Source organism: Chryseobacterium joostei (assembly GCF_003815775.1).
Taxonomy (GTDB): domain Bacteria; phylum Bacteroidota; class Bacteroidia; order Flavobacteriales; family Weeksellaceae; genus Chryseobacterium; species Chryseobacterium joostei.
Map to the genome: position 1 here is coordinate 2,145,744 of NZ_CP033926.1, position 18,303 is coordinate 2,164,046.

The window sequence follows — 18,303 nt, forward strand, 5'->3', positions numbered from 1 at the left end:
TTATTTACAAAAAAATAATGAACGATAAATCGTTCATCAGTTTTATCATTTAATACGATCCTGCCTTATGCAGCACCTAATTTTATTCTAAGGTTCTCAATAAGATTTTCCCAATACATTGCATTTTCTTCTTCATCACCTTCCTCACAGAAGTCAGTAATATTTAATGCTAAATCTTCTGTAATATCATCTATTGTGATTGTCATTTCAAAGAAGTTCTTAGTTCCCTCATCTTCTTCCCATCTGTAACGCACGAAACCTTCAGGCTTATATCTGATTAATGTGGCCTTTTCTGCAGGTCCTCCACCCCAGCTAAAAAAGAAGTCATCGCCTTTTTCTATTACCTCATCCGCAAACCATTCAGATAACCCCTCTCCAGTTGCCAGATATTCATATAAAATCTCTGATAAACAGTGCATTGGGAATTCGTAATGGACTTTATGTTTCGCCATATAATCTTTGTTTTTATCGTCCCGCAATATATAAATTAATTTTTTTATTACGCAAAAAAACAATTACTTTTTTATAGAATCTGTATGATATTTATCACCGGAATGAAATCTGTATTATGTTAAGTTTTAAGAGATAATGGTATAATGTAAAGCATAAAAAAATCTCTCCGAAGTAGAGAGATTTTATCTTTAGTTTTCATTCAGTATATCAAGGATAATCTGACATCCTTCTTTGATTTCTTCCATGGACAATGTAAGAGGAGGAGATATTCTCAGGTATTCATTTCTGTATAGCTGCCAAAAAACAATAAGCCCTCTTTCCATACATTTTTTAGCTACACCCAAGGTATATTCTGGAGATCCAAGGTTAACGGCAAGCATTAAGCCTTTCCCATTAATATTTTTAATTTTTGGGTGTACTAAAAGTTCTCTGAATAGTTTTTCTTTTTCATCCACTTCATTCATTAAGCCGCTGTCCAATACTTCTTTTAAAGTAGCATAACTGGCTGCTGCAATCAATGGATTTCCACCAAAAGTAGTAATATGCCCAAGTTTAGGGGAATGAGATAAGGTTTCCATAATTTTTCTGGAACTCATGAAAGCTCCTACAGGAACTCCGCCGCCCATTCCTTTTCCCATTACCAAAATATCAGGAACTATTCCAAAGTGTTCAAATGAGAACAATTTTCCTGTTCTTCCAAACCCCGGCTGAATTTCATCCAGAATGAGAAGCGCTCCTACTTCTTCACATCTTCTTTTTAGTTTGATCAGATAGTCATTATCCGGAACGAGAAATCCTGCTGCCCCCTGAATGGTTTCAAGGATAACACAGGCTGTTTTCTCTGTGATTTTATCAAAATCCTTTTCGTTATTGAATTCAATGAAAGAAACCATTGGCAACAGCGGACGAAATTCCCTTTTATGGGTTTCATTTCCTGAAACACTCAAAGCTCCGTGTGTATTTCCGTGGTATGAGTTTTTAAAGGATACAATTTCTTCTCTTCCTGTATATCGTTTTGCCAGTTTTAAGCTTCCGTCAATAGCTTCTGCCCCACTGTTCACAAGATAGGTTACTTCCAAAGGTTCCGGAGTGGCTTCTGCGAGCAATTTACATAATGCTATAGGCTTATCCTGTGCATATTCTCCATATACCATTACGTGGAGATACTTATCTGCCTGCTCTTTAATGGCATTTACAATTTTAGGATGTGAATGTCCCAGAGTATTAGCAGAAACCCCGGCCACAAAGTCAAGATATTTCTTTCCATCTGTACCATAAATATAGCTTCCCTCTGCTTTTTCAACTTCAAAACCTGCCGCAAATTGGGTGGTTTGTGCCTGATATGTAAAAAAATCTTTATGCATTTCCATCGTCTCAAAAAATTTCAGCAAAGCTATAAAAGATTCAGCAAATGCCGAAATTATTGATGGGGAATAAAAAACCGCCTTAATAAATAAAGCGGTTCTATATTATTTTCTTACTCTCTTTGGTTTCTTAGCTTCTTCCTTAGCTTTTTCGTCATCTATAGCTTTCTGGGCTTTATCGAAGAGTTCATTATCTGAGGAATACTTAATTTCTTCATAGTTTGGACTATCTACCAATATATCCTGCCATTTCCTGATTCTATCTTTTGTATTCCAGTTAAAATCCGGAAATTTTCTTCTTGCAGGCTCTATTTTACTCATAGGATAGGTATCGGAAGTAGCTCCAATGCTACAAGAAATGATCTGCAATCCTCTTTCTTCAAATAAGGCTCCAATAATTCCGCAGGCAGAAAGCGTTATTCCTATTCTTTCGGGTTTTTTGGTTTCTTTATCTACATCATCTACGTAGGCAATTGCTTGTGCATTTCCTACTACCCTTGCTTCTTTTATATCATTATTCTCATAATAAACCGTCATAAACTTTCCTTTCACCTGATTAAATTCGTCTTTCAGTGTTAGGGAGTCTACCTTACTGATGGCAAAGGCATTTCCAATGACCTTCAATGAGTCTATATTTTCGGTTTTTGTATTAAAATAAGCTTCTACCTTATCTCCGGTTACCTGCTTTTCACCACTCCAAAGAATTGGACTTGTATACATGTGCATGATACCATCCGTTTCATTGAAAGTGATAGAATCTGCTCTTCCCTGAGCATTAGATTTGTAGATCCTTGCCTTTTTATAAGCTCTTAAGTAGCTTTTTTTGATTTTTATATCTGATGAGTCTGGTTTTTGGTAGGAGATGATTTTTTCTGATGCAAAGTAAATAGAATCTTTTTCCATGATCTTCACAGCATATGGATTTTTTGTCATCATTGAAGAGTCTTTCTTTTCAAAAATCTCTCCATATCCTCCTTTTATGTATCTCCTTTCCTTAGGATCATCCAATGTTACATTTCCTGTAGCTTTTCCGAAACCTGAAAGCTGATTGTAGTACATATCATCACCGGTAAGGATTTTATCGTTATAAAATATCTTGGAATTTTTATTAAGGAAAGCTTCCTTAGTTTCCATTCTATAAGTTCCTCTTTCGGTGTATACTCTGTTTTTCGGATTGGCACGGTTGGTAATGGTTGTAGGCCCAAAAAACTCGGCAACCTTCGTATTTTGATTCTGCTTGATATTAGCTCCCTCAATGATGTATTGAGCGTTATCTATTTTTACATTTCCTACAAAATCGATCATTTTGGTGGTCAGGAAATATGTTGCGGATTTTGTATACATTACATTTCCCTGACTGTCAGAAATGGTACCACCTGTATTAAAATAGGCTTGATTATTAAGCTTATCATAATACAGAATATCTGTTTTGATTGTTTGTTTAGGGTCTGTAAGGACAACGTTTTTTCGGGCAACACCTTTTTGGGTATTACCGTCATATTCCATCTCCCCGGCAGTGATTACAGAGCCATCAGCATTCTGGAGCCTTGTATTGCCTATGGCTTTTACAAAGTTCTCTTCATTGTAAATGATAACTTCATCTGCTGTAAGGACAGAGCCTTGATGTTCAATTTGAACATTCCCTGTAAGATATTGATTCCCCTCATATTTTTCAGGGTTTTTGCTCATCTCATCTGCATGGATGATCTTTACTTTATTTTCAGGTTTCATCTGCTTGGGTGTAGCCGGTGACGGAGTCTGCAAATAAGGATCTCTCTTCACCGGAGTTTTCTCCTGCGCAAAGCTGAGCGTAGAAATAAAGAGTAACAGAAAAAGGATTATTCTCATTAATTAGTCATTCTTAGTGCCATAAAAATATAGCGAATGAGAATCAATTTTTACGCCAAATGCTTCTTCAATGGCTTCTTTGATTCCTTGGATTCTTGGGTCACAGAATTCAATAATTTCTTCAATTTCCTTATCAGAGTCTTTTTTGTAGATCACTAAGTGGTCATGTTGTTTATCAAAATAAGACTTTTCATAGGATGAAGAAGTCAAAGTCTTTTCTCCAAACTGATGCTTACGGATAAGGCCTGCATCAAGGAAAATTTCAATAGTATTGTAAATAGTAGCTTTGGAAACATGATATTTCTTCTGCATCATCAGAAGATACAGATCATCTACATTGAAGTGATGATCCATATTATAAATTTCTTCTAATATTGTATATCTCTCAGGAGTGTTTCTAAACCCTTTTTCTAATAAGTAGTTTCTTAAAACATCCTTGATTAAAGCTATATTTTTTTCTTTTTGTATTGTATCCATTAAAAAAATTATCTACAAATTTATCGATTTTTATTTAAATAGATAGTATGGTTAAATGTTCCTGACCTTAAGAGTTATGGCGGAAGTAACCAGATTGTTCAATCTTGTTATCATATACTGTAAGTTCTGTGATAGGTGCAGATTCTACTTCTACGTTGTGAGAAGAGACTCCCCAAGCCTTAAAGTCATCACTTCCAATGTACTTCACAAAGTTATAAATATTCAGGGTAATCTTCTGTTTAACAGTTAAAAGGATATCGTTGATATATGTATTATCTATGATTACATACTTCAGATCGGGCGGTATATTGTGAGCTCTTAAAGATGGGTGGCTACTTCTTGACGGGATGGTTCCGTCAGCCATCAGGTCTTTCAAAACCATATTGAAATAGTCATTGATTCTTCTGTCCACTTTAAATCCTAAAAGGAAGTTTATTTTATAAACCGTTCCTGGCAGAATCTCATCCACAGTATATCTGAATGTGTATGGATCTTCCTGATTAACAATACTTAGAATAAAATAGTGATCTGCTCTCTTAGGCTGCTTTTTGATAATGGAATAGATAATTTTTGATTCTACTTCATCATTTCTTTTTGCTCTGCTCAAATAAGCCAGGTTTGTAGCATATTTTGGAATGGTCTCATCCAGCTTCATATCTTTAAGAATAGAAATGTACTTATCTATTTTTACAAACTGGATAAACCTTGTTTTTATTAATCTACCGTTGTACCATGCATACATAGAGATCCCAATAGACCCGGCTAATACAACCGTAATCCATCCACCTTCCATGAATTTAATAATATTTGCGCTGAAGAAACCTAATTCAATAGCCATATATACTAAGGCAAAAAACAGGATCAGTATTTTGCTTACTCTGTGTTTCAATAGCCAGAAAACCAACAGTACTGTTGTCATTAACATCGTGACCGTAATAGAAAGTCCGTATGCGGCTTCCATTTTTCCTGATTCTCTAAAATGAAGAACAACAATAATACATAAAATTAAAAGTCCCCAATTGATTCTAGGAATATACATTTGTCCTTTAACACCTGAAGGATAATCAATTTTTTGATTAGGCCACAGGTTTAGAGACATTGCTTCTGAGAAAATAGTAAAAGAACCTGTAATTAATGCCTGACTTGCAATAATTGCTGCTGCTGTTGCTAAAATTACCCCTGGTATAATCATCCATTCTTCCATGATTCCAAAGAATGGGTTTACTACAGAAAAGCCGGGTTTACTATGATTGGTTAAAAGCCAAGCCCCTTGCCCAAGATAGTTTAAAATAAGCATAACCTTAACAAATGCCCAGCTTACTCTTATATTTTTAGCCCCACAGTGCCCTAAATCTGAGTAAAGCGCTTCTGCCCCTGTTGTACAAAGGAAAACAGCTCCAAGAATAACAATTGCACTAGGAGAATTTGCAATAAGTTTGTAGGCATAGTAAGGATTAAAAGATCTTAGAATTTCAAAATTTTCACTCAAGTGAAGTACTCCTAAACCACCCAGCACTAAAAACCAGACAACCATTACGGGGCCAAAGAATTTCCCAATAAAACTGGTTCCAAACTGCTGTACCACAAAAATTGCAATCAGAATTCCAATAGTAATAGGAACTACGGGTGTATGAGGGTTATAGATCTCAAGACCTTCAATGGCAGACATTACGGTAAGTGATGGAGTTATCACACCATCCGCAATAAGTGCTGCTGCTCCTACAATCGCAATAAGATACAACCATCCCTTTTTGAGGTTTCTAACCAAGGAAAACAATGCTAAAATACCTCCCTCTCCTTTATTATCAGCTCTTAAAGCAATGATCACATATTTTATAGTGGTCTGAAGGGTAAGGGTCCAGATAATACAAGAAAGAGCGCCTTCTATATATTCATTAAAAGGCATATTACTCCCCTCGGATCTCGCATTCACAATTGCTTTCATTACGTAAAGCGGTGATGTACCTATATCTCCGAAAACAATTCCGAGAGATACTAAAACTCCTATAAAGGAAAGTTTTTTCATGTCAAAATGATAACCATCTTCTGTAACGTCTGCCATATCAGCTTATTTATTTTAAACGCGCAAATTTATATTAAATTTATGACCCCAAGAACTTTTCTTCATGAATATAATAAATGAAAAAACTTCCTTTCGGAAGTTTCTCTCTATTACTATTTAACGTACATCGCTTTTTTAATTTCCTCTTTTACTTTTTCAAGCTTAGGGAACCACTCTGCAAATAATGCAGAAGAATAAGGTGCAGGTGCATCAGGAGTAGTAATTCTCTTGATTGGAGCATCTAAATAATCGAATGCTTTTTGCTGTACCATATATGTAATTTCAGAAGATATTGAACCAAACGGCCAAGCTTCTTCTAAGATAACTAATCTATTTGTTTTCTTCACAGATTCTAAAATTGTATCAAAATCAAGTGGACGAATTGTTCTAAGATCAATAACTTCTACAGAAATTCCTTCTTTAGCCATATCTTCAGCAGCCTGAATAGCCAGCTTCATGATTTTACCGAAAGAAACCAAAGTAACATCTGTACCTTCTTTCTTAATTTCTGCTTTTCCTATTGGTAAATAGTATTCTTCCTCAGGAATTTCCATTTTATCTCCATACATCTGCTCAGATTCCATGAAAATAACGGGGTCATTATCCTGAATAGCTGTTTTCAACAATCCTTTTGCATCGTAAGGGTTCGAAGGAACGATTACTTTAAGACCAGGAACATTTGCAAACCAGTTTTCGAAAGCCTGAGAGTGTGTAGCTCCCAATTGTCCTGCAGAAGCAGTAGGTCCTCTGAAAACGATAGGACAGTTCCACTGACCTCCACTCATTTGACGGATTTTCGCTGCGTTATTGATAATCTGATCAATACCTACCAATGAGAAATTGAACGTCATATACTCTACAATTGGTCTGTTACCATTCATCGCAGCCCCTACAGCAATTCCTGTAAAACCAAGTTCAGCAATGGGTGTATCGATTACTCTTTTAGAACCAAATTCATCCAACATTCCTTTTGAAGCTTTATACGCACCATTGTATTCTGCAACTTCCTCCCCCATTAAAAAGATGGATTCGTCTTTACGCATTTCCTCGCTCATTGCTTGTGCAATTACCTCACGAAAAGTATATTCTGCCATATTTATTTGAAAAATTTAGACTACAAAAATAGTGTTTTTTTATTACTAACATAACAAAAAAGGCATCTCATTTGAATGGAAAGCCTCAATATTAATTTTATTTAAAAAGGTTTTTCCTCCTGACAGCCCAGTTCTTTGTCGTTTTTTCCAAGATCACACAAATTTTTAATAGATTCTGTTGGTCGCAATTTCTAATCTTTAATTTATTATGTCCAAAGTGAAGATATCATTTATTAGAACTGAGATTTCCGTTACCGTCTTTTACAAAAAAAATAAAACGACATTTCATTTCTGAAATGCCGTCTTAAAATTCTATTTAAACTTATATTAATTAGCTTTCTCCCAAACTTGGGTTCTACCTAATAATGATAATCCCAGATAACCTCTTACATTTAGCTTATCTCCGCTTTTTGTAATAGTACATTTATAAGTTTTACCCGTTTTTGGATCTGTAATAGTTCCTCCGGTAAATTCATCGCCGTCTTTTTTCAATCCTCTGATGATCTCTAAACCTACAATTGGCTTACCTTTCCTGTCATCTTTACAAGCTGAACAGTTAGGTTCAGTAGGTTTTATCAACAATTGGGAAACTTTTCCATAGTATTTTCCATCAGATTTTTTAAAAATCTCTACAATAGATTTCGCTTGCTTTGTTTCATCATCTATCGTCTTCCACTTGCCTTCTATCTGTGCGAATGTAAGTACACCAAATAAAGAAAGTGCAAATGTTAACATTAATTTTTTCATATTTCTTATAGTTTTAATTTTAATATAATATTCTTATCTATGTATTGATAAAAATATAAATTAATTTTCAACAAACAAAAACTTTTATTATACAAAGCATAAAGAGGTAAAATAGCGAAAAGGTAAAATGGTAAAACTGTAAAATTTTCAGATCAGATTTATTGGCCCTTCACACCTTTTCTCTTTATTGTTTTAGCCTAATACAGCTTCCTATTGATTACTCTGTTCATATAATCCTGATACCAGGCCTTAGCAATCTGCTTTCCTTTTTCCACCTCAGGAGTTTTAATCTGGTCTATCAGATTCTTTTCAAAACCTAGATCAGTTTTATCATATACTGCTATGATTTCTTTTCCATCAAAGCGGTACATATAGTTACCAATGATAAACTGTTCTGTATTTCCATCCGAATTCATCATAATAGGAGTATATTTTTTATCACTAACCAAACTTCTTCCCCAGCTTCTGATAGGTTTATTGTAACCAATAAGATCTGCCAATGTTGGATAAATATCTATTTGCTGAGCAATTTCCTGATTTTCTCCTTTAAGCTGATATTCAGGATTTGGAGAATAGAAAACCAACGGAACAGCGAACCGGTTCATTGCCTTTTCATATTCAGGATAATAAATCTGGTTGGTATGATCTCCGGTAAATACAAAGATGGTGTTATTAAACCAAGGTTGTTTTTTAGCGGTTTCAAAATATTTTTTAATGGCATAATCGGTGTACTGTATTGGCTCATGCATTTCCAGTGGTCCTTTTTTGAATTTCCCTTTATATTTTTCAGGAATTTTAAAAGGGTGGTGAGAAGATGCTGTGAATACCGTTGTCATGAAAGGTTGCTTCTTTCCTACATTTTTAGCAAAATACTGTAGGAACGGTTCATCCCAGATAGCCCACATACCGTCAAAATCTTCATCATGATTGTATTCTGCTTTTCCAAAATAATGTTTAAATCCTAAAATATTTCCAAAGCCAAGGAAACCCATAGATCCATTGGGGGCCCCATGATAAAAAGAAGTATCATAACCCAGATCATTACATACAGAAACAATGGATTGTATTTTCTGATTGGAATATGGTGATCCTGTAAAAGCATCCGTAAGGCTCGGAATTCCCGCCAATACACTGCTCATCCCATGAATGGACTGTCTTCCGTTTGCAAATGTATTGGGGAAAATAAGACTCTGGGTAGCCAGGCTATCCATAAACGGTGTGTAAGAAACATAATCCTTAATATTTTTATCCTTATTAAAGGCTCCGGAATACTCTCTACCAAATGATTCTACAATAAAAATAACAATATTTGGGCGGTTTTCTACCTTTCTGTCATATACTTTATAAGGCTGTACATTGTCTTCAATATACCTTTCGTCCACAAAGTGAACTTCCTTAAAATTGTTGGTATTTAAAGTTCTAAAAAATGAGAAAGTACTATTGAGAACTAAATTTCCCTGTAGCGGGTTTGTTACAAAACGCGTAGCATCTACCATATTGATAGGCCTTGTACTATGCTTGAAATCTCCCCTGATTCCTCCTACCACCAGCACAGCAGTAATACATAAAGTAACGATGGAATAAAGAAAGTATGGCAATAGTCTGGCAGGCTTTGTGTCTTCCACTTTTACTCTTTTATAAAGAAAAATCCACAATCCCATTAAAATAACAAACCAAATCAGGACAAACGGATGTTGCCCGATCGAGATCATAAGTGTCTGGGAAACATTGGACTCATGTTCTGCTACCTGAAATACAGCAGACGTCAATCTTGCCTGAGAGAATTTATAATAAATAAAATCTCCAAAATTCATGGCATATGCCAGTCCGTTTGTAATAAAATAAAGCCAGAAAAGAACTTTCTGAAACACTTTTTTTGTATTGATAACCAGCGGAAGAAGACTGAGCAATATAAATAATGCATTAACGTACAAAATTGCCGTGGTATCGAATGCTGTACCATGATAGGCAAGCTTCAGATAGTCTGAAACAGAATCTACCCTGATCAGGTCTTTATTAAAAAACCAAAATAAAAGTCTTGCAATCTGATAAAAAGCATAGGCTAAAAAAATTCTGTAAAGCAATGCCAGAACTTCCTGTTTTCTAAATCCTTTTAAAAATTTCATGGGGCAAATTTACACCAAAATCACTTTATTGCATTTTTTAGTGCAGATTATTTTGAGTTAGAATTTTTAAAAACTGTAATTTTGTGGTTATGGATTTTATAAAAAATAATCTGGCCAATGCCTTGACCCTGGCTAATTTATTTGCAGGCTGTGTGGGTGCAATACATCTTATTTTAGGAGACTATCAAACAACGGCAATATGCCTTATCCTCTCCTCTATCTTTGATTTCTTTGACGGATTTGTAGCCAGAGCCGTAAAGTCAAACTCCAATCTAGGGCTTCAGCTTGATTCCCTTGCGGATATGGTAAGCTTTGGATTGATCCCGGGACTTACCATGTATAAAGCACTTGAACCATTTGGAACTGAGCTTCTTGGGTTCCATTTTCCATTTGAGATCAAATATATAGGATTATTGGTAACTACTTTCTCTTGTCTAAGACTTGCCATTTTCAACCTTGACGAGGAACAGAGATATTATTTCAAAGGATTGAATACCCCTACCAATACCGTATTATTGTTCGGATTATATTACGCCTTTAAAGAAACAGGAAATTTCAGCTTTTTGTTTGATAATGAATTGCTGTTGATTTTACTAACACTTCTTACTTCATGGCTTCTGATCAGTCCAATAAAGATGATGGCGATGAAATTCAAATCCAAGCAACTAAAAGATAATTATCCAAAAATAATATTACTGGTGGGAGGAGTTGCAATTCTGGCCTTCTTCCAAGTTGTAGGAATTCCAATGCTTGTCATCTATTATATATTGGTATCCCTTGTTTTTCAAGGGCAGCTAAAATAAAAGTTAAAACATATATGAGGATACAAAACAAATGTATACCTCCTTTTAAAATTAACACATTTTCAAATTATTAATTATCAACATGAACTTAAAACTCCATAAGCCACTTTGTATTTTTGACCTGGAAACTACAGGAACCAACATCGGAAAAGACAGAATCGTTGAAATCTGTATCCTAAAGGTAAACCCTGATGCATCCAGAGAAAGCAAAACATGGCGTGTTAATCCGGAAATGCTTATTCCAAAAGAAAGCAGTGAAATCCACGGAATTTATGATGAGGATGTAAAAGATGCTCCTACATTTAGAGATATTGCTTCTAAAGTGATGGAAATGATTGCCGGCACTGACCTTGGAGGTTTCAACTCCAACAGATTTGATGTTCCGCTTTTGGCTGAAGAGTTATTAAGAGTAGGAATGGATTTTGATCTTAGTAAATTCAAACTGGTAGATGCACAAACGATCTTCCATAAAAAGGAACCTAGAAACCTTGGAGCAGCTTATCAGTTTTATTGTGGAAAAACCCTTGAAAATGCACACTCTGCAGAAGCAGATGTAATGGCTACATTTGAGGTTTTAGATGCTCAGGTAGGAAAATACGATGATATTCCGAATGAAATTGCTCCGTTAAGCGAATTTACATTCCATAACAAGAATGCAGACCTTGCCGGATTTATTGGTTACAATGAAAAAATGGAGGAAGTTTTCAACTTCGGAAAGTATAAAGGACAAGGGGTAAAAGCTGTTTTCCAAAAGGATCTTGGATATTACGGATGGCTTCAGAACGCTGACTTCCCTTTATACACCAAGAAAGTATTTACAAAAATTCAACTGTCAAGTAAATTTTAATCATGTCTGATCTGATTCGTTTTAAGTTTTATGAAACCGCCCTTGAAGCCAATAGGGATAAACAAATATTGGCTGAAAACGGCATTAACAGTTTTATAGCCAATGAACAGCTTATCCAATCAGACTGGCTGCTATCACAGGCTGTGGGCGGAATCCAGCTTCAGGTGTTTGAAGAAGATAGGGAAAAAGCAACTCAGGTTCTTCAGGACTATAAAGACAATGAACAATATTCGTTGGAGGTAGAACACACTATTGAAAACCCTGATTTTGACTTTGTATGTCCAAAATGTGGCTCCAATCATATTTACAGAGACGACAAGGCAACCAGTTTCTTTGGGATTTCATTTCTGACAAGCCATAAGTTTGTATGTTATTACTGCGGGAACGAATTTACTCACGAATAAGTATAAAATAAATATTTACATTAATAAGAAGATTGCTTCGCTCCTCGCTATGATGCAATCTGAAAATAAATAAAGAATTATGAAGATCATCTGCATAGGAAGAAACTACAGCGAACACGCTAAAGAATTAGGAAACGAAATTCCGGAGAACCCTGTTATTTTTATGAAACCGGATACTGCGGTTTTAAAGGGAAGTGATTTTTATATTCCTGAATTTTCAAATGACATCCACTATGAACTGGAAGTAGTTTTGAAAGTTTCAAAAGGAGGAAAATATATTCAAAAGGAAACCGCTCATAAACATTACGAGGAAATCAGCCTGGGAATTGATTTTACGGCCAGAGATCTTCAAAGTAACCTGAAGTCTAAGGGACTTCCCTGGGAGCTTGCTAAGGGCTTTGATGGTTCTGCTGTGGTAGGAAGCTTCTTTAAGAAAGAAAACTATAATCTGGAAAGCCTACCCTTTTCCCTTTTAAAAAATAAAGAGAAGGTTCAGGATGGAAACACAAAGGATATGCTTTTTCATTTTGATGATATCATTGCTTTTGCTTCTCAGTACTTTACATTAAGAGTGGGTGACCTTATTTATACAGGAACCCCAAAAGGAGTTGGAAAAGTAGAGGAAAATGATATTCTTGAGGCTTATCTTGAAGACGAAAAAATCCTTGATATCCGAATATTATAAGTTAATTAACATATAGTTTGGTAAATTTTTCATATCTTTAGGTAACAAAATGAAAGGTTATGATAAACATTGTATTACCCGTAGATTTTGGGGACAAAACTGACCAATTGGTAGATGGTGCCATAAAATTTGCAAAACAACTTAATGGTAAAATTTATCTTATCCACGTAGCACCTTCAGATATTGGCTTTGCCATTGGTGATATGGGGTTTCAGTATTTCCCGGAAGTGGAAGCGAATGAAATCAGGGAAGAGCTGGTACAGCTTAACAAAATTGAACAAAGAATCATCGCGCATGATATTGATTGCGAGCATCTTTTAAAACAAGGACTGGCTAAAGACATTATTCTGGAATATGCCAAGGCAAAAAGTGCTGATTATATCGTAATGGGATCTCATGGAAGAAGTGGAATTTACGATGTATTTGTAGGAAGCTTAACGAAAGGGCTTACTAAAAGTTCAAACATCCCTGTTCTGGTACTTCCCATCCACGACTAAGTAAAAGAAATTTTTAATCGTTAGTAATAAAAAAACCGATCAAATAAATTATTTGATCGGTTTTTTACTATATAACCAATTAATTAACCTTCTTTTTTGTAGATTTTTGGATCGTAGTAAGGATTCTTACCTTCCGTTGGAGAATAATAGTCTTTGTCTTTATCGCCTCCTAGTGTAACTACCAGCACATAGCACCAATAAGTAAACAGTACACAGCAAACTATAAATAGAATCCAGTTTAAAACATTTCCAAAAGCATCAAAGAAACCGAAAGTCCATTTGAAAACTTTGCTTAAGAATAGAAAGAAAGACGTCATTATTTTCCTTTTTTAAATTAACTTTGTACAAATTTATAAAAAATGTTTAAATTACTTTCAAAAGAAAGCAATATTTTTTCAATTCCTGTTTATATTGGTTTTCTTCTTTTAGTAGTAATAATATTTAACATACTGAATTTCAATACCTATGAAGCAATTGTTGCCGGAATTACTTTTCTGGGAATTGCTTTAGGATATTTTTGTTTTCATAGTATTGCTCTTAATTATCAGACACATCTACCCTTATTTCTATATACCATTTTTATTTTCGGGTTATATCCGGGGAATCTGGATATAGGAATAGCTGTTTCATTGCTTACCAATTCCTTTCTAATCCTTCTTCTTACAAGTGCGGATGAAGATGTAAGGAAAAAATCTTATGTATTGGTAGGAGCCATTATTGCCCTGAATTTTATTTTTCTTCCCACAACCTGGCCCTTGGCCCTTTTTGTAATTATCCACGTGATTGCAACTTCTGCCAAAATAGGATTAAACCTTTTCAGGTTTCTTTTGGGAATTATTCTGATTATATTCAGTTATTTTTCTGTCATGTATTTCGTTCAGTTTACTTCATGGGATATAGATTATTTTCCATTTGGAAAAATGAAGCCCGTAACTGATTATACTGAACTTATACCCCTGATCCCTGTAGTTATAATGCTGATTTATGCAGTATATGACCATTTTAAAAACTATAACAAGAAAAGCCCGATAAGCAGATATAAATATACTTTTCTGCTGGTTTTTTCTGCAGCCCAGCTTATCACCATTATTCTGTATATGAATAAAAGCTACGAATATTTACTTCTTTTAGCATTTCCATCCAGTATCATCCTAAGCAGAATGATGAGATTTTTACCGAAATACTGGATGCAGGAGACTTGCCTTTGGCTTATTATTATAAGCTTATTTGCCTTTAAAGCAGGTACAGTTTTTGATTTATTTTAAAAAATTATGATTCAGATAGACGATAAATTGATTTCTGAGGAAATCTTTTCCGAAGAATTTGTTTGCAACCTTACCAAGTGTAAGGGTGCATGTTGTGTGGAGGGAGATGTAGGAGCTCCCTTGGATAAAAATGAGCTTGAAATACTGGACGGTATTTTTGATAAAATAAAGCCCTATCTTACCCAGGAAGGGGTAAAAGCCCTTGAAGAACAGGGAACATGGACTACTGATCCACACGACGGAATGTATGTTACTCCTATGGTGGAGAATCGCGAATGTGCCTATGTAACTTTTGATGAAAAAGGAATTACTAAATGCGGTATTGAAAAAGCCTATGAAGATGGTGCTGTAGACTGGCAGAAACCTATTTCATGTCACCTATACCCTATCAGGGTTACAGAATACTCTGCATTTACAGCTTTAAATTATCATGAATGGAATGTATGCAGCGATGCCTGTACTCTTGGAAAAGAACTTCAGGTGCCCGTTTACAAGTTCCTAAAGACCCCATTGATAAGAAAGTATGGTGAGGAATTCTACACTGTTCTAAGCGGAGCAGCTGAGGAATGGAAGAAAGAATATGGTTCGTAAAGAGTTATAAACCTTTGATAAATACAAAAGCCGGAATATTTCCGGCTTTTGTATTTATAATGTATTAGATTTTCTATTTAAAATCCGCATCTGTAACACCAGAATTGATAACAATTTTGGTAGTCTTGATGTTTACTTTTTGTCCACCTCCCTCAGCATCTACTTCAGCAGGAAACTTTAATCCGTCTACCGTCATATAGCTTTTTACAGTTATATTTCCCTCTCCTGCCAATGTTTTATACAAAAGACCTGTAGCTGCATCAAAATAAAATTTTCCTTTATCTGAAGAAAGTAAATTATAATCTTTACCGTCCAGTTTTTCTACAGTTACATTTTGAAAGCTAGCCCCCTCAAAAGCCAATGCATCTACCGGTTTTCCTTTTTTCAATTCAGCAATCTTCTCTGCAGGAATATCTGTTTTCTTTCCCATCTGGTCAAAGTATCCTTTTTCACCGTCAAAAAGCTGAACCATCTGCTGTCCCATAAGCGACTGTACAGACTTGAATTTATTTCCTAATTTTCTTGTTGTCATTGTAATTTCCATTCCCTGAGCAGTCATTGTGTTATCAGTAATCATGGATTTTACGGCTTCTAATTTATCTTTTCCACCCAACGCCTTGAAATAATTATCCAATACATCTTTAGCCGTTAGTTTTGAGTTTACAGCCTCTGTTTTAGCAGAAGCGGCATCTTTCTTCTGAGCTGCTGCCGGCACAGAAAAAAGTACGGCACAGAAAAATGGAATGATGATCTTTTTCATATATGTAATAAGTTTAAAGGGTAAATATAGGAATATTGAATGACATACCTAAAATAATGAGAAACGAATGATAAGCAATGAATAAAAGGCTGAATGGGTAAGGAATATGAAGAGAAGTAAATTGAGAGATGGGCCTTTTCTGAATTAAAATAAAAAACCGTCAAAAAATTGACGGTTTTCAAATATTTATATCGTGTATAATTATTTCTTAAGTTCTTCTAAAAATTCGTCGTGAGAAATTTTAGTTTCTTTTTTGCTAGATTTTTCAAGGATAACATCCTTCAATTTAGCCATAGCTACTTCAGAAGAGATTTGTCTTACCTGCTCTTGGTCTTTCAACATTTCAACAGCATATTTTTGGATTTCCTCTTCACCTAGGTGGTGGATTCCGTAGATAGCCAATTGATTTTTTACTAACTGCTCAGCTTGTGCCAATACATCAGCATAGTCAAGGTTAATTTCGTTATCAGTCATCAATTTTCCTTCGATGATCTGGTATCTCAATTGGTTTTTCTCAGCTTCAAGGATTTCTTTAGCCTGCTCTTCAGACTGGATGTTCTGGTTAGAGAACATTAACCATTTTACAAGGAAAGCTTCAGGAAGTGCTACTTCTTCTTGTTCAGTTACTTGCTCCAATACTTTATTCACGAAGTGAACGTCAGCATTTTGTTGGAAGTACTCGTCTAATTCAGTTTTTACTTTTTCTTTAAGCTCGTCTTCAGACTTAATGTTTCCTTCTCCGTATACTTTGTCGAATAAGTCTTGGTTAAGCTCAGCTAAGTTTAATGAATAGAAGTCTTTTACTTTTACTTCTACCTCATTGTGGTGTAGGTGCTCTACTTCTTCTTTGCTGAATCCTAATTCTTTAGCTAATTCTTCATCACCTGCAAGAGTTTCCTTAGTAACTTTTACAGAACCATCCATTTTCAAAGCTTTTACTAGTTTGAAAGCCTCTTTGTTCTCAGCTGTAATAGTAACGTTCTTTGGGTGGTGGTGGTGCTCTCCTTCAGCATCTTCTTCAACTACTTGAGAAACTTCTAAAGCAATGTAAGAATCTTTAGTGATTTTATCTTGAGGAACTTGCTCAGCGAAACGCTTCTGCATGTTTTCAATGCTCTTTGTGATTTCTTTTTCAGAAGCTTCTACTTTGTAGTGAGGTGCTTCATATTTAGCTAAATCTATAGTAAATGCAGGCTCATATCCTACTTCGAAAGCAACTTCTAACTGATCAGCGTTGTAATCGAACTCGTTTACTGGCTGAGGAACTGGCTGACCAACTAATCTTAACTTGTTTTCGTTAACATAATTGTTCAAAGCATCAGAAACCTGTCTATTGATTTCTTCAAATGCAATACCTGCTTCATATTGTTTTTTAACCATACTCAAAGGCACTTTCCCTTTTCTGAATCCAGGAACTTGCGCATTTTTAGCATAATTAATCAACTGCTTCTCTACTTTTTCTTTGTAGTCAGATTTTTCCAATGTCACTGTAAGCAATGCACTTACATCATCATGGTTTTGTGCGGTAACCTTCATTATTGATTAAAATTTTAGGTTGCAAAAATATGAATTTTTTATGACAAATACCCATTTAAAATCAACTAATACAGCCAAATATTGTTAAATAAAAAAACCACTGAAAAAATCAGTGGTTTACCAAATTTAATATGAAAAGATATAGGTCCTTTTCTTCGAAAGGTTTTCTTTTTAATTAATGAAAGTCAATAAATAGATCCACATCGCTTTCACCTCCTACAGTGCTTCCTAATTGGTTATCTGCAGATGGAGAATTATCATTTACAGAAGTAGGGCCATGTACCAGTGTGATATTTACTTTACCGGCCGCCGCAGTAGCTACAGTCCATTCTGTTTTAAGTCCTAATTTTTTACCATCAGTTCTTACAATGTCATCAGCAGCTCTTTTTACTTTTATATCTGCTCCAGAGAACTTATAAACAACAAAGTGCATATCTTTTTCCTCTATAATTTCCTCAGCACTGTGATAATGATCATCGTGTTTAATTTGGAAATCAACGTCTACAGCATATGTTGCTCCCTGGTTAAGGTGAAGATGATCCACTGTTTGGCCATCTATAACATTCACGGTCTGTTTTTCCCCATTGGCCTTATTGGTAAGGGTTACCACAACTTTTCCAATTTCTTCATGCTCATGAATATCTTCTGGGATGTCATCGTTTCCGCTACGACATGAGAATAATAATACAGCTGCGAATAATAAAAGTGATATGTTGAATAATTTTTTCATTTTAATTTAATTTT

General features: G+C 35.0%; 19 protein-coding genes. 7 read left to right on the forward strand and 12 right to left on the reverse strand.

The window, feature by feature from the left end:
* Window positions 1-65: 65 nt before the first annotated feature.
* From EG359_RS09805 to EG359_RS09840, 8 genes are all read right to left on the reverse strand, one after another.
* Window positions 66-452, reverse strand: a complete 387-nt coding sequence (locus EG359_RS09805) for an START-like domain-containing protein (RefSeq protein ID WP_076352676.1) — start codon at window positions 450-452, stop codon at window positions 66-68.
* Between the two features lie 189 nt (window positions 453-641).
* Window positions 642-1,817, reverse strand: coding sequence for an aspartate aminotransferase family protein (locus EG359_RS09810; protein ID WP_076352768.1), 1,176 nt, complete (start codon window positions 1,815-1,817; stop codon window positions 642-644).
* Window positions 1,818-1,922: 105 nt separating this feature from the next.
* Window positions 1,923-3,665, reverse strand: a complete 1,743-nt coding sequence (locus EG359_RS09815; protein ID WP_076352677.1) for an OstA-like protein — start codon at window positions 3,663-3,665, stop codon at window positions 1,923-1,925.
* Window positions 3,666-3,668: 3 nt separating this feature from the next.
* Complete coding sequence (locus EG359_RS09820; protein ID WP_002976876.1) at window positions 3,669-4,142, reverse strand: Fur family transcriptional regulator; 474 nt, start codon at window positions 4,140-4,142, stop codon at window positions 3,669-3,671.
* Window positions 4,143-4,209: 67 nt separating this feature from the next.
* Complete coding sequence (locus EG359_RS09825) at window positions 4,210-6,204, reverse strand: KUP/HAK/KT family potassium transporter (protein WP_076352678.1); 1,995 nt, start codon at window positions 6,202-6,204, stop codon at window positions 4,210-4,212.
* 113 nt (window positions 6,205-6,317) lie between these two features.
* On the reverse strand, window positions 6,318-7,298 hold the full coding sequence (locus EG359_RS09830) for a pyruvate dehydrogenase complex E1 component subunit beta (RefSeq protein ID WP_076352679.1): 981 nt from the start codon (window positions 7,296-7,298) through the stop codon (window positions 6,318-6,320).
* 327 nt (window positions 7,299-7,625) lie between these two features.
* On the reverse strand, window positions 7,626-8,045 hold the full coding sequence (locus EG359_RS09835; RefSeq protein ID WP_076352680.1) for a DUF2147 domain-containing protein: 420 nt from the start codon (window positions 8,043-8,045) through the stop codon (window positions 7,626-7,628).
* Between the two features lie 197 nt (window positions 8,046-8,242).
* Window positions 8,243-10,171 carry an LTA synthase family protein gene (locus EG359_RS09840; protein WP_076352681.1) on the reverse strand — a complete coding sequence of 643 codons (1,929 nt, stop codon included), beginning with the start codon at window positions 10,169-10,171 and terminating at the stop codon, window positions 8,243-8,245.
* Window positions 10,172-10,260: 89 nt separating this feature from the next.
* Here EG359_RS09840 and EG359_RS09845 point away from each other — a divergent pair, with 89 nt between their 5' ends.
* From EG359_RS09845 to EG359_RS09865, 5 genes are all read left to right on the forward strand, one after another.
* Window positions 10,261-10,974, forward strand: a complete 714-nt coding sequence (locus EG359_RS09845; protein ID WP_076352682.1) for a CDP-alcohol phosphatidyltransferase family protein — start codon at window positions 10,261-10,263, stop codon at window positions 10,972-10,974.
* A gap of 82 nt (window positions 10,975-11,056) precedes the next feature.
* Window positions 11,057-11,821, forward strand: coding sequence for a 3'-5' exonuclease (locus EG359_RS09850; protein WP_076352683.1), 765 nt, complete (start codon window positions 11,057-11,059; stop codon window positions 11,819-11,821).
* 2 nt (window positions 11,822-11,823) lie between these two features.
* A complete protein-coding gene (locus EG359_RS09855) occupies window positions 11,824-12,225 on the forward strand; it encodes a putative signal transducing protein (RefSeq protein WP_076352684.1) in 402 nt (133 codons plus the stop codon).
* A 79-nt stretch (window positions 12,226-12,304) separates the two neighbouring features.
* Complete coding sequence (locus tag EG359_RS09860; protein ID WP_076352685.1) at window positions 12,305-12,910, forward strand: fumarylacetoacetate hydrolase family protein; 606 nt, start codon at window positions 12,305-12,307, stop codon at window positions 12,908-12,910.
* A 59-nt stretch (window positions 12,911-12,969) separates the two neighbouring features.
* Window positions 12,970-13,407 (forward strand): universal stress protein, encoded by a 438-nt coding sequence (locus tag EG359_RS09865; protein WP_076352686.1) that lies wholly within the window; start codon window positions 12,970-12,972, stop codon window positions 13,405-13,407.
* Window positions 13,408-13,490: 83 nt separating this feature from the next.
* On the opposite strand, the gene EG359_RS09870 is transcribed toward EG359_RS09865, so the two are convergent.
* Entirely contained in the window at window positions 13,491-13,724 is a 234-nt protein-coding gene (locus EG359_RS09870) for a DUF6341 family protein (RefSeq protein WP_076352687.1), read from the reverse strand.
* Window positions 13,725-13,766: 42 nt separating this feature from the next.
* Here EG359_RS09870 and EG359_RS09875 point away from each other — a divergent pair, with 42 nt between their 5' ends.
* Together EG359_RS09875 and EG359_RS09880 are read left to right on the forward strand one after the other, a co-directional pair.
* Complete coding sequence (locus EG359_RS09875) at window positions 13,767-14,672, forward strand: DUF6427 family protein (RefSeq protein WP_076352688.1); 906 nt, start codon at window positions 13,767-13,769, stop codon at window positions 14,670-14,672.
* 6 nt (window positions 14,673-14,678) lie between these two features.
* Entirely contained in the window at window positions 14,679-15,263 is a 585-nt protein-coding gene (locus EG359_RS09880) for a DUF3109 family protein (RefSeq protein WP_076352689.1), read from the forward strand.
* A gap of 73 nt (window positions 15,264-15,336) precedes the next feature.
* Here the strand turns inward: EG359_RS09880 and EG359_RS09885 are convergent, their stop codons facing one another.
* The 3 genes from EG359_RS09885 to EG359_RS09895 all read right to left on the reverse strand — a co-directional run bounded on the left by EG359_RS09885 (window position 15,337) and on the right by EG359_RS09895 (window position 18,289).
* Window positions 15,337-16,023: a hypothetical protein gene (locus tag EG359_RS09885; RefSeq protein WP_076352690.1), complete on the reverse strand. Its 687-nt coding sequence runs from the start codon at window positions 16,021-16,023 to the stop codon at window positions 15,337-15,339.
* A 201-nt stretch (window positions 16,024-16,224) separates the two neighbouring features.
* Complete coding sequence (locus tag EG359_RS09890) at window positions 16,225-17,559, reverse strand: trigger factor (RefSeq protein WP_076352691.1); 1,335 nt, start codon at window positions 17,557-17,559, stop codon at window positions 16,225-16,227.
* 175 nt (window positions 17,560-17,734) lie between these two features.
* Window positions 17,735-18,289: a hypothetical protein gene (locus tag EG359_RS09895; protein ID WP_076352692.1), complete on the reverse strand. Its 555-nt coding sequence runs from the start codon at window positions 18,287-18,289 to the stop codon at window positions 17,735-17,737.
* Window positions 18,290-18,303 lie beyond the last annotated feature (14 nt).